At 51.8% G+C, this 12,008-nt stretch carries 10 protein-coding genes; 1 reads left to right on the top strand and 9 read right to left on the bottom strand.

The features are described 5' to 3' along the window. Nucleotides 1-9: 9 nt before the first annotated feature. The 7 genes from hsdR to mrcB all read right to left on the bottom strand — a co-directional run bounded on the left by hsdR (nt 10) and on the right by mrcB (nt 10,131). A complete protein-coding gene (gene hsdR / locus B0D95_RS19070; protein WP_078045349.1) occupies nt 10-3,510 on the bottom strand; it encodes a type I restriction-modification system endonuclease in 3,501 nt (1,166 codons plus the stop codon). A gap of 172 nt (nt 3,511-3,682) precedes the next feature. Continuing rightward, complete coding sequence (locus tag B0D95_RS19065) at nt 3,683-5,272, bottom strand: ABC-F family ATPase (RefSeq protein WP_078045348.1); 1,590 nt, start codon at nt 5,270-5,272, stop codon at nt 3,683-3,685. A 194-nt stretch (nt 5,273-5,466) separates the two neighbouring features. Beyond that, the gene (locus B0D95_RS19060) at nt 5,467-5,892 is read right to left on the bottom strand and encodes a phosphate ABC transporter substrate-binding protein (protein ID WP_078045347.1); all 426 of its coding nucleotides are present in this window, start codon (nt 5,890-5,892) and stop codon (nt 5,467-5,469) included. Nucleotides 5,893-5,943: 51 nt separating this feature from the next. Continuing rightward, complete coding sequence (locus B0D95_RS19055; protein WP_078045346.1) at nt 5,944-6,303, bottom strand: hypothetical protein; 360 nt, start codon at nt 6,301-6,303, stop codon at nt 5,944-5,946. 17 nt (nt 6,304-6,320) lie between these two features. Then, complete coding sequence (locus B0D95_RS19050) at nt 6,321-6,869, bottom strand: RNA polymerase sigma factor (RefSeq protein ID WP_078045345.1); 549 nt, start codon at nt 6,867-6,869, stop codon at nt 6,321-6,323. Between the two features lie 6 nt (nt 6,870-6,875). Further along, nucleotides 6,876-7,628: a DUF6249 domain-containing protein gene (locus B0D95_RS19045; RefSeq protein ID WP_078045344.1), complete on the bottom strand. Its 753-nt coding sequence runs from the start codon at nt 7,626-7,628 to the stop codon at nt 6,876-6,878. 139 nt (nt 7,629-7,767) lie between these two features. Further along, complete coding sequence (mrcB, locus tag B0D95_RS19040) at nt 7,768-10,131, bottom strand: penicillin-binding protein 1B (protein ID WP_078045343.1); 2,364 nt, start codon at nt 10,129-10,131, stop codon at nt 7,768-7,770. Between the two features lie 211 nt (nt 10,132-10,342). Between mrcB and B0D95_RS19035 the strand changes: the two genes are divergently transcribed. Further along, a complete protein-coding gene (locus B0D95_RS19035; protein WP_078045342.1) occupies nt 10,343-11,344 on the top strand; it encodes an adenosine kinase in 1,002 nt (333 codons plus the stop codon). A gap of 60 nt (nt 11,345-11,404) precedes the next feature. Here the strand turns inward: B0D95_RS19035 and B0D95_RS19030 are convergent, their stop codons facing one another. Together B0D95_RS19030 and B0D95_RS19025 are read right to left on the bottom strand one after the other, a co-directional pair. Next, on the bottom strand, nt 11,405-11,581 hold the full coding sequence (locus B0D95_RS19030) for a PLDc N-terminal domain-containing protein (RefSeq protein ID WP_078045341.1): 177 nt from the start codon (nt 11,579-11,581) through the stop codon (nt 11,405-11,407). Between the two features lie 46 nt (nt 11,582-11,627). Beyond that, nucleotides 11,628-11,972, bottom strand: coding sequence for a DUF1294 domain-containing protein (locus tag B0D95_RS19025; RefSeq protein ID WP_210403650.1), 345 nt, complete (start codon nt 11,970-11,972; stop codon nt 11,628-11,630). Between the last annotated feature and the right edge of the window lie 36 nt (nt 11,973-12,008).

The following is a 12,008-nucleotide window of genomic DNA, read 5'->3' as shown; positions in this document are numbered from 1 at the left end:
ATAGTTAGGCTAGCCCCACAACTCCTCTGCTAACTGCCCCAAGACCTGATTCAACTGATTATCCAGCAGCTTATCTACTCGTTTGGCACCGCCCTCTTGCGCAAAGGCAGTATTGACGAAGCTGTGATCAATAATGACTTCATGCACTAACTGCTTACCTAAACGCTCAAGGCATTTTCGCTGGGGAGGCAGCCAAGAGTGTGAGGCAAGGATTTTTTGCAAAGCGTTATTTACGCGCTGATCAAAGGGGAGTAGTGGCTCACCTAATGCCGCTTGGCGAATATGACCAATAATGCTGGCGGCGATTTCTTGGTTGGTGCTATTGCGCCATGCGGCTTTGAGTTTGGTCTCGCTGTAGCCGTTGTTATCCAGCAGCACTTTGATTTCTTTGAGTTGCTCGCGCGTTAAGTCTTTGGGTTTATTCACCACTACCGATAGTGCGGCGGATTGGTTGATATTGTTTTTTATAAAATCATTAAAGCTGAGCAGGTAGTCCGCCGGTTTTTCATGCACGCCAAAGTTTTGCTCGCGCGTTAAAAGCTCATCGCGTCCTTCATAAATAATCGGCCTATGTTCACTGCCCAGAATGAATTTCACTTCATCTACTGATTTTAAAAAGCCGCTGTTGCGGCGCATAAATTCTGCCGCTTGGCGTGGGCCTAACTCATGCAAGTGCTGATGCAGTTTTTGCGGCGCAACGCCCCAAATGTTTTCCAGTTCATCCAACTTTTGTTTTAACTCGGGTTTGGACTCTGCCGCTTTATGCGCTTTACGCATGACGCGCATAATTTTCTGGCCAAGCTCTGCCAATACATCTTGCGCACGGCTGGTTTCAGCTTGCACACCGGGTGCATTTAAACCTTTCTCAAGCGTATCAGGATTAGTCAGTTCATCAACCAACTGTTCGAGTGTGATATTGGGGTCGCGCACCAGCGGCTTCATGGTGCTTACATCTTGTAAGGCAGCGTATATATCCACCGGGTCATAAATTTTGAACACGGTTTTGCCAATGTCATCGGCAGGGCGTGTGGCACGGCCAATCATTTGCTCGTACAAAATACGGGATTTAACACGGCGCAGGAAAACCAAATGGCAAATTTTGGGGACATCTATACCTGTGGTAAGCAAATCAACGGTAATAGCAATAGTGGGGTAGCGTTCGTTTTTGTAGTTGCGAATGAGTTGCTCAACCTTGTCGCTTTTACCGGTAATTTTGCGCACCGCTGCTTCGTTGTAGCTGCCGTTGTGAATTTCTATAAAGGCTTCATCTAACAGGCGTTTAACCATATCGGCATGTAAATCGGTCGCACAAAAGATCATAGTTTTTTCATCGCCAAAAGGATCTAACTCTTTGGCGAGTTGCTCACAAATAACCTGGTTAAACCCTTCGGTAATCACCTTGCGATTAAAGGCTTCCACATCAAAATTAATTTCATCTTCCAACATGGCGGATTCAATTTCACCGGTGTAGGTATTGATCGCACTGACCGCCGAACCTTTATCAAACTTAATGCCATTTTTGCTCAATAAGGTTTCATAGCGAATCGGCGGTTCATGGTCGATTAACCAGTCGTCGGCCACGGCTTCACGATAGGAATAGGTATAAACGGGTTTACCGAAAATCTCGCTGGTGTGTTTTGCAGGTGTGGCGGTTAATCCAATTTTAACTGCATCAAAGTAATCCAATACGCGGCGATAACTGGAAAGATATTGCGCAGCATCGCGCGTGGCTAATTCGCCCTCCGTCATTTCCTGATCAAGAGTATAACCACGGTGAGCTTCGTCAACGATGATGCAATCGTAGGCATCAATTGTGGGTGGGTTATCCGAGGCAAACAAACGCTTTACCATCGCCTGCACGGTAGCCACCTGCACGCGCGTTTCCGCTTCGGCGGCCATATCGCCCAATTCGGCGATGTTGTAAATCGAGGAGAGGGTTTTGTTTTCTTCCAGCTTGGCTTCCTTAAAAGAATCCAATGCCTGATTACCCAAGGCCGTGCGATCCACCAAAAACAAAATGCGTTTAAATCGTTCAGCTTTTAGGAAGCGATATATCAAACCGATAATGGTGCGGGTCTTTCCGGTACCGGTTGCCATCGCCAGCAGACAATTACGCTGGTCGTTGGCTAGTGCAGACTCAACAGCAACAATCGCTTTTTCTTGATAATCCCGCAGCTTGAGGTAAGCAAAACCTTCGGCTTTTAATTTTTGTTCGGCAAGTTCACGGCTGCGTTTTAATTTATCCAACAAGCCCGCCGGCGAATGAAATTTTTCCCGCGGCTCGGCAATATTGGAAGGCTCGCGCACATCTCTAAACCATGTGCCCGATTGTTCCTTTAACTGTTTGACAAATGCACGGCCATTGCAAGAATAGACAAAAGGAATGTGATAATGGCCTTCGGCAGCATCTGGCCAGGCGATGGTTCTGCCCTGCTCCGCCCAAGCAGGCATCAGCATTGCATCCATTTTAAAGCCGCGAGAATAACGCTCGGCCTGCGGAATTTTACCGGCGACGTTTTCGTTTTCGCGCTTTGCTTCTACTACGGCAATGGGAATTAGCCCGGCAAACAACACATAGTCTGCGCGCTGCCCCGCCGTTGTGGGCCATTCGGCAATCGCTTTGTTCTTACCTTTTTCCGGGCGCGCGCCCTTTTTGTAATTCAGCTCTTGGGTATCCGCCTCCCAACCAGCCTCAATTAATTGTTGGTCAATAATAACGCGGGTTAACTCTTCATTGAGCGTTAATTGTGCACTGGCCTTTTGCGTTTTTTGGCTGACTTGCACCACTTGTTGCTGCAAGATTTTTTGATGCTCAGCTGACTGAAGGGCAAGATCATCTTGCAGCTGCTTTATTCGCGCTTCAAATTCTTGCTGCTGGGCGATAAGCCTCTTTTCAGTATCTTGAGCTAGCTGTTTGTATTGGCGAGCTTCAGCATCCATCTGCTGCGCCAGCACTTCATATTCTTCTTTTTCGCGCTGCAACAGTTCTTGCAGTTGAGTGTTGCCGGATGCCTGCTGATTCGTTGCTGTTAATTGGCTTTTTAACTGCGCAATGTGAATCTGCAGCTCACGCAATTCGATTGAAGGATCTTTAGGAGCCACAAACGGCGCTGGCTTAAATGCAGCGCCTTGCTTACCAAATGCACGCTGGTACCAAACAGCCAGCTCGCGCGCGGCACGCATACCGGTAATAGCTTCTTTGTGGTGGGTTTTAAATTGGTGAGTCGCTTTATTGCCTTCCACTCTTAATAAGTGGAACAGCTCCAGCACATTAGGCTCCAGGCGAATCTCATGGCGAATTTGCTGCAGTAACTCCAACTGCGTGGTGCGTTCATCGAAGCGAATATTGCAGCGCGCGGCCAAATCCTGAGCTATGGCTTCACCCAGTTGGCGCAACTTAATCAACGTAGTGTTAGGATCACTGATGAAAGAACGCTCAGCCGCTGCCGCAAGCTGTACAAAAACGGGGTCATGTTCGTTTAGAAAATCAAAATTGGTGGTATCTGCCATGCTTCCTACCCGGCTGCTGCAATTTTTATCGAGCACCGATACTAACTAACTTAGGCAGCAAAGACTAGGAACCGCACTCTAACCCTCCCCTTGTCGAAGGGAGGGCCAAAGAGAGTCAACGCCCCCCTTTTTTGAGGGGGAGGTTGGGAGGGGGTTGCTTTGGGGCTGGGGATTAAACGGTATAAATGCCCTGACTGCGTAAATAGTCCTCGTAGCTGCCGTGGAAATCCACAATACCTGATGGCTGCATATCGATAATACGAGTCGCCAGCGACGATACAAATTCGCGGTCATGGCTGACAAAAATCAAAGTGCCTGGGTAATTTTCCAACGCGAGGTTTAATGCCTCGATGGATTCCATATCCAAGTGGTTGGTGGGCTCGTCCATCAGCAATACATTGGGATTGATCAGGCTGAGTTTGCCAAACAGCATGCGACCTTTTTCACCACCGGATAATACTTTTACATTTTTCTTCACGTCGTCGTTGGAAAACAACATGCGGCCGAGTGCGCCGCGTACCAACTGCTCATCGCCTTTGGTCCACTGTTTCATCCAGTCAAACAAATTGCTGTCGTAGGAAAAATCGGCGGCGTGATCCTGTGCAAAATAACCAATCTCGGCCTGCTCTGCCCATTTCACCGTGCCTGCATCCGGCTGCAAATCGCCATATAAACAGCGCAGCAAGGTGGTTTTACCGGCGCCGTTGGGGCCGATAATCGCAATGCGTTCACCGGCTTCCACTTGCAAACTCAAGTCGGAAAACAGCGGGCGATCAAACCCTTTACTCACGGCTTCCAGAGTAACGGCCTGACGGTGCAATTTTTTGTTCTGGGTAAATTTTATGTAGGGGCTAACGCGACTGGATGGCTTGATGTCATCCAACTGAATTTTATCGATTTGTTTCGCGCGCGAGGTGGCCTGCTTCGCCTTGGATGCGTTAGCCGAGAAACGGCTTACGAAAGTTTGCAGCTCGGCAATTTGCGCTTTCTTCTTCGCGTTTTCATTCAATAATTTTTCGCGCGCCTGGGTGGACGCCATCATGTAATCGTCGTAATTACCGGGGTATACACGCAGTTCGCCGTAATCCAGATCTGCCATGTGCGTACAGACCGCATTCAGAAAGTGACGGTCATGCGAAATGATAATAATGGTGCTGTTGCGCTGCGTAAGCATGCCTTCCAGCCAGCGAATGGTGTTGATGTCGAGGTTGTTGGTGGGTTCGTCCAACAGCAGTACATCGGGGTCAGCAAACAAAGCCTGCGCCAGCAATACACGCAATTTCCAGCCCGGTGCAACCGCACTCATAGGACCAAAATGTTGCTCAATCGGAATATCCAATCCCAACAATAATTCGCCGGCACGGGATTCGGCGGTGTAGCCATCCATTTCCGCAAAAGCCACTTCCAGTTCTGCCACGCGCATACCGTCGTCTTCGCTCATTTCCGGCAAGGCATAAATACGATCGCGCTCTGCTTTTACCGCCCAGAGTTCGGTGTGGCCCATAATCACCGTATCCACCACCGAGAATTCCTCATAGGCGAATTGATCCTGTTTCAATTTACCCAAACGCACGTTGGGTTCCAGCATCACCTGGCCAGCAGAGGGCTCCAGATCGCCACCCAGAATTTTCATAAAGGTGGATTTTCCGCAGCCGTTCGCGCCAATCAGGCCGTAGCGATTGCTGTTGTTAAATTTGACCGAAACATTTTCAAAAAGCGGTTTGGCACCAAATTGCATGGTGATATTAGCGGTGGAGATCACGGGTAATTTCTCTGCGACTGTGCGACTAAAAAAGGTAAAAAGCGTAAATAGTGACTACATGTGGGTAAAAAAGGCGCGCATTTTAGCCTACTTAGACTGCCAGCAGGGATTTATGTGATGGAATTTGCCCAGAAAAAAGCCCGCACCAGGCAGGCTCAGTCATAGGGGGATAGGTGTTGGCGTGTCGAATGCCATCACGGCACCTTGAACACCACTTTGACGGAAGCATCCACAGCAGCGGCATCGATATAGCTGATCATGGTGGGGTTGGCCGCTACCAGTGCTTTGACAGCGGCATCATCGCCACCATCTTTGGGGGGAATACCCTTGCCGGTAAAGACTAATTGCGACCAGTAGGCCTTGTACTGGCTGGCATTTTTCTTACACACCGCTTCATTAAATGTTTTCCGTGCTGCGGAGCCTTCATTTTGGTTGATGGGCACCGCCTGCTCACCGTTGGGGAAACTTTTGCTTTTCCCCAAAAATAACTGCGCCACCTCGCCTTCTGTGAGGCTATCGACTCCCGCCGATGGATGCACAATCACTGCCACTTCCGCCGCACAAAGGGCCGGCAGTGACAGGGCGACAACGGCAACCAGAGAACCTAACCATTTGTTCATAGTGATAATCCCTTGAGTAAGATGCAGGGCGACGGAAATTATCCGTCGCTGTCAGGATTCGCCGCTAAATAACCAGGCCACCGGCGCTACAACCAAGGCGATAAATACCGCAACCCCCATCGACAACAGGCTGGTCAGATCCTGCAATAAGAACCAGCCATAAACTGGTTGCACCAATTCGCGCCAGGGGAAATGGCTGAGCACCAACAGGCTGATCAGCAATACCGGCACAGCAATGATGGCTTTTTCCAACCAGGGGTTCAGCGTTTTGGGTGCGGGCAAACGCGCCATGAATTGCGCGGTAAAACCATCGTCATCAATGTAAGCGGCGTGTAATTGCTGCCGCAAAAAATCGTCAAAGCTATCGCTTTGTGCCGGGTGGGTATTCAGTGTTTTGCTGTCGTTCATCATCAACCTCACGTGGCCGGTTATTGCGGCAGAGCATCCTGCCAGGATGCTAACAGGGTTTGCAGTTTGGCTTTGCCGCGGGCGATATGGGTTTTTACTGTACCTAGGGGAATCCCCATAATACTCGCCGCTTCCTCGTGGGAAAAGCCGTCTTCATAACACAACCGAATCGCCAACTGCTGCGCTGCACTCAGGGTTTGCATGGCGGCTTCCACATCTTTTTGCGCGTGGAATTGTTTTACGCTGCATTGCTCTGCTTCGATCTCTTCGTTTTCGTCGAGTTCACACCATTCGATTTTCTTGGCGCGCCAGCGATTCGCCGCAATGTTAAAAGCGATGCGATACAGCCAGGTGGAGAACTTGGCTTCCGCGCGAAACGCGCCCAGCGCAGCGTAGGCCTTCATGAAGGTCTCCTGCGCCAAGTCGTCGGCGAGATGGGTGTCGCCATTGCACAGGCGTCGCGCCCAAATACGCAAGGCCGACTGGTAGCGCAGAACCAGCTGCGCAAAGGCATGCTGATCCCGGCGGCTAACCACCCGCGCAATTAATTCCTGATCGGAAAGGGACATTACCGCTTAGTCCTGCTGCTCAACCTGTGGTGCAAGCGGCTGCCCGGCTTTGGGCTGGTTGAGATGCCAGATCAGGACTTGGGAGACCCCCAGCGCAATCCAGATAAACCCGATCGAGCCAGTATCTAACCCTGTGAGGATGGTGAGAAAAATCAGCACTCCGGTGCCGATGCATATATTGCGCACGCCCTTGTCGCGATTACCCAGTTTGTCGGTAGTCTTGGCTTCATCGGTGCGCAGCAGTTCGGGCGGGATGTCGCGCCCGGCAGCCAGGAACTTGTCGATATTGTCATTCAGGCTTTGCTGGTGCCATTGGCGATATTGGTAGCGTTTGGTGATCAAAAAACACAGCAGGAAAATCGGGCCGCCCAGGGCAAATACTATGGCGGTGATAGGCACCAACTGCGACAAATCGATATTACTGCCGCGATTGTGTCGGCTGAGAACCTGCTCCATGCGCTCCTCAAGTGCCTCCAACGCCTGCTCATCCTGAGGCATGGCAGCGTAATGCTGTTCAGGTGGAGCCAGGGATGGCGCAGGCTCATCAATTGGCGTCATGGGCATGGCGGATGACGAGGCATTGGGTGCGGGCTCAACCAGTTCGGGAGCAGGCAAGGCAGCCGGGGCGCTAGCGTTCAGCGGCACGACCGAGCCTTCCAACTCCGCCGCCTGTGCGGGCAGGGTCAGCGCCAATCCGCACAAGAACGCTAACCCCAATACGCCAGACAGGCGTTGGAAGATGCGAGGAAGTAATGTCATGGGAAAACCTCTCAGGAAAAATCCGGGCAGGATGTTGATTATTGCCCCCAACTCACACACTAAGACACAGTCTAGTGAGCTTCGGATTCACCTGAGTGACTTATTTTTGGCGGGATAAGAGGGGTGGTGTGACAGCGGCCTAGTTAACCAGCCGCTGCCAGAAGTTTTTTACCGGGTTAGTGCTGTTGGGCAACAGGCAATCGGCCGATTGTGGTGGCCGTTGGTCGTCGCGCAGCGGTAGCCACAAGGCACCGATACAGCCTTCCGCACTGAGCTTGCCGGTAGCACCGTCCAACCAGTCAAAACTCACGCCGGGCGGTGGCTCCTGCGGCAAACTGCGGCTGGGCAACTGCTTCATAAACTCCGACCAAACCTGCAAGGCGCCACCGGCACCGCTGAGCGGGGTTGCGCTGTTGTCATCGCGCCCCAGCCATACCACAGCCAAATGCTCGCCGCTGTATCCAGCGAACCAGCTATCGCGCTGATCGTTGGTAGTACCGGTTTTACCGGCCACCTCAAAACTGGCAGGCAACTGGTTATAGGCGCTGCGCCCGGTGCCTTCGCGCATGGTGCGCTGCATGGCGTACTGCAACTGGAAGCTGGCTTCTGCATCAAAGCGCTGCTCCAATTCCAGCGGATAGCGTTTCAGCGGTTTGCCGTCCGCTGCCAACACTTCACGAATGGCATTGAGCGGGGTGTAAACGCCATCGGCGGCGAGGGTGTGATAGATGCCAGCCACATCCAATGGCGTCATCTCCACCGAGCCGAGCAACATGGCAGGCAGTGCGGGAACCTTACCTTCGTAACCCGCGCGCTTGACTACATCGGCCACAGTATCCAGCCCCAGTGTCATACCCAAACGAGCGGTTGCCTGATTGTAGGAAAAGGCCAATGCTTTATAGAGCGGGATATCGCCGTGATCTTTTTTGTCGGCGTTTTGCGGCGCCCACCATTTACCGCCCGATTTATAGCTGACTGGGGCATCGCTGATAATGGTGCCCAAATTATATTTATGCGGCTGTTCCAGTGCCGCGAGGAATACAAAGGGTTTCATCAGGGAGCCGATTTGGCGCTTGGCATCAAGCGCGCGATTAAACCCGGTGAAACGCGGATCGCGATCGCCCAGCAGAGCCAGAATCTCACCGCCACCCACCGAGGTGACCACCATGCTCGCCTGCACGCCTTTGGTGTTAAAGCGTTTTTCCAGTTCTGGCAGGCGCGCTTGCAAGGCGCGCTCCGCTTGCCGCTGCACCATGGGCGATAAGCTGGTAAAAATACGCAAGCCTTCGCTGCGCAGATCGTCTTCGTTGTAATCCTGCTTGAGCTGGCGCTTCACCAAATCCATAAACGCCGGATAAGTGGTGCTGCGCGACTCCCCTTCCGCCACTATGCCCAGGGGCGCAGCCTGTGCCGCTTTGAGTTGCTGCGCATCAATCAGGCCTTCCTGATGCATCACACCCAAGACTACATTGCGACGCGCTTTTGCACGCTCAGGGTTGCGCCAGGGGTTGTAATAGGACGCGCCTTTTACCAAGCCGACCAAAAGTGCCAGTTCGTGGGTATCCAACTCGCGCAGCGGCTGGCGGAAATAGTGTTGTGCGCCCAGGGCAAAGCCGTTAATCGAGCGAGCGCCGCTTTGGCCTAAAAACACTTCGTTGATGTAGGTTTCCAAAATTTCGGATTTGCTGTAATGCGCTTCCAGCAGCAGCGCCATAATCGCTTCCGGAATTTTACGGCGCAGTAAACTTTGCTCATTGGTGAGATAGAAATTTTTCACCAACTGTTGGGTGATGGTACTACCGCCCTGCACGACACCGCCGTTGGTGGCATTCACCCAGGCCGCGCGCAAAATCGCCAATGGCGATACGCCGTGGTGATCCAGAAAATGCTTGTCCTCCACGGCCAATAGGGTTTCACCCAACAGCGGCGGCAAATCCGAGAGACGCACCAGCAGGCGATCCTCTTTATCCGCCGGGTAAAAGCCGCCAATTTCTTCCGGCTCCAAACGCACCAGCGGTAAATCGGCACCAGCCAAATCAATCAGCCCCTGCACGCTGCCATTGGCAACCCGCAACATAAATTTACGCGGGACTTCTTTTTTATCCCAAAAATCAAACCCGCGACTGTGAATGTGATAAGTCACCTCGCTGGACGTGGCACTGACTTTTTTCACCACTTGCCCCGGCGCCTGGAGATTGCCCTCAAAGCGATAGCCCAGTGCGCGCAACTCCTGTTCAAACAGCGGAGGCAACAGGGACTGCCCCACATACAACTCCAGCGGTCGCGCATACACCCGCGCTGGCAGCGACCATTTTTTGCCTTCAAACTTGGCGCGCACCACCGAATCCAGGTAGAAGGTCCAAATACCCAATAGCGCCACAACCAGTAACAGGCTGTACACAATCCACATACGCGCCAAAGCCCAGCCAGTGCGCGCCGAGCGCGGGGCGGATTTAGAGCGACGATTGCTGGTGCGACTGGTATTGCTGCGACGTTTGGTCATGAAAAAATCTTACTGGTGAGAGAGGCAAAATAGCGGTTGCAGTAACTGCAAATAATGCGCGCCAGTTTACCTGCCACCCCCGGTGAATGCGAGGATGAATAATGTAAATTGCCGCACAGCAAGCGGTTGTGCTTTATCGCTCAGGGTGAATTTTGCATAATGCTGCCCCACATGGCGCTCGCCACACTCTTCTGCAAAAGGTTAACTGCGTATGAACAAGCACTATCACATCTACGGCATAGGCGCGGCACTGGTCGATACCGAAATCACCCTCACCGATGCCGACCTCACCCGCATGGCGGTAGCCAAAGGTGTGATGACCTTGGTAGATGAAGCGCGCCAAAACAGTTTAATCGACTACCTCAGCGATCATTTGGTCGCATCCCATCGCGCCAGCGGCGGTTCAGCCGCCAACAGCATCATCGCTGCCAGTTATTTTGGCTGCGATAATTTTTATTCCTGCAAAGTTGCTAACGATGAAAACGGCGCGTTTTACCTGAATGATATTCACGCCGCTGGCGTTACCACTCCCGCGCACATCACTCCGCCAGCCGGAATTACCGGCAAATGCCTGGTGATGATTACCCCCGATGCCGAGCGAACCATGAATACCTTTCTCGGCATTAGCGAAACACTGTCCGTGGATGAATTGGATCTTAATGCCATTGCCCAATCGCATTATGTCTATATCGAAGGCTACCTGGTCAGCTCCACCACGGGCCGCGCGGCCGCCATTACACTGCGCCAACACGCCGAAGCCAGCAACACCAAAACCGCACTGAGTTTGTCAGACCCGGCGATGGTGCAATTTTTCTACGATGGCTTGGTGGAGATGATTGGCAGCGGCGTGGATTTGATTTTCTGCAACCGCGACGAGGCGATTGGCTTCACCAAAACCCACAGCATTGAAGACGCCTGTGAAGGCCTGAAAAAATATTGCAAACAATTCGCCATTACCTGCGGCGCAGAAGGCGCACTGGTCTTTGACGGCAACACTTTGACTCGGGTAGCAGGCGCCGCCGCAACTCCCGTTGACACCAACGGTGCTGGCGATATGTTTGCCGGTGCATTCTTGTACGCGATAAACCAAGGCAAGGATTTTAAAACCGCCGCAGAATTTGCCAACCTTGCAGCCGCCAAAGTTGTTTCGCAATTTGGTCCGCGCTTGAAACCGGAACAGCATGAAGCCTTAAAGAAAGGTTTTTTTAACTAAGCGGATTGCAACCCCAGAGAGAGTAACGCGCAAGCGATGCCCACTCTGGGGCGAGCTGGTTTATTTTGGGCCAAATAAAAACCACAAAATAAAACCCAGCAGTGGCAACAACAAGAGCACAACAATCCAGATCACCTTGTTACCCGTACTGGCATTGCTTTGCGTTGTTTTTACAATCGCGTAGACAACACAAATCAGTAAAATAAGCCCTAAAATCCCACTCACTTCTATATTCATAGCCTGCTCCTTCTCTGTAAGTTTATGTTGCGATAACTGCCGTCGATCAAGCTAACACTGACAACAGCCATTTACCATCCATCAATAACCAATCAAACCATAACACTTGATGAGACAGCACTATCAACCAAAATACTGACAAAAAGGATATTTTTTTGGTTTTGTGGCGAAATTGCTGCTGCACCACAAACGCCCCCGGCCAACCGCCCACCAAGGACCAGAAATGTAAATTTGCCTCAGGAATACGCCACTCATTGCGCTGCGCGCGGCGTTTGTCTTGCCAATAAAAATAATAGGCAAGCAGGCTGGTAAACACCATTGCGGCCAAAGGCAACACAGTGTGAAAGTGCAGGAATAGATTGATAACACCCACAACCGGCAATAACAGCATTATTACCAGCAATCCCCAGGAAATTGCGTGCTGCGG

Origin of the sequence: Cellvibrio sp. PSBB023, from assembly GCF_002007605.1 — a bacterium.
Lineage (GTDB): Bacteria > Pseudomonadota > Gammaproteobacteria > Pseudomonadales > Cellvibrionaceae > Cellvibrio.
This window is presented reverse-complemented; position numbering and strand designations above follow the sequence as displayed.

What these genes read in the sequence shown, in the direction of transcription:
- hsdR (WP_078045349.1), bottom strand. Translation starts at nt 3,510, where the DNA reads ATGGCAGATACCACCAATTTTGATTTTCTAAACGAACATGACCCCGTT.
- B0D95_RS19060 (WP_078045347.1), bottom strand. Translation starts at nt 5,892, where the DNA reads ATGAACAAATGGTTAGGTTCTCTGGTTGCCGTTGTCGCCCTGTCACTG.
- B0D95_RS19055 (WP_078045346.1), bottom strand. Translation starts at nt 6,303, where the DNA reads ATGATGAACGACAGCAAAACACTGAATACCCACCCGGCACAAAGCGAT.
- B0D95_RS19050 (WP_078045345.1), bottom strand. Translation starts at nt 6,869, where the DNA reads ATGTCCCTTTCCGATCAGGAATTAATTGCGCGGGTGGTTAGCCGCCGG.
- B0D95_RS19045 (WP_078045344.1), bottom strand. Translation starts at nt 7,628, where the DNA reads ATGACATTACTTCCTCGCATCTTCCAACGCCTGTCTGGCGTATTGGGG.
- mrcB (WP_078045343.1), bottom strand. Translation starts at nt 10,131, where the DNA reads ATGACCAAACGTCGCAGCAATACCAGTCGCACCAGCAATCGTCGCTCT.
- B0D95_RS19035 (WP_078045342.1), top strand. Translation starts at nt 10,343, where the DNA reads ATGAACAAGCACTATCACATCTACGGCATAGGCGCGGCACTGGTCGAT.
- B0D95_RS19030 (WP_078045341.1), bottom strand. Translation starts at nt 11,581, where the DNA reads ATGAATATAGAAGTGAGTGGGATTTTAGGGCTTATTTTACTGATTTGT.
- B0D95_RS19025 (WP_210403650.1), bottom strand. Translation starts at nt 11,972, where the DNA reads ATGCTGTTATTGCCGGTTGTGGGTGTTATCAATCTATTCCTGCACTTT.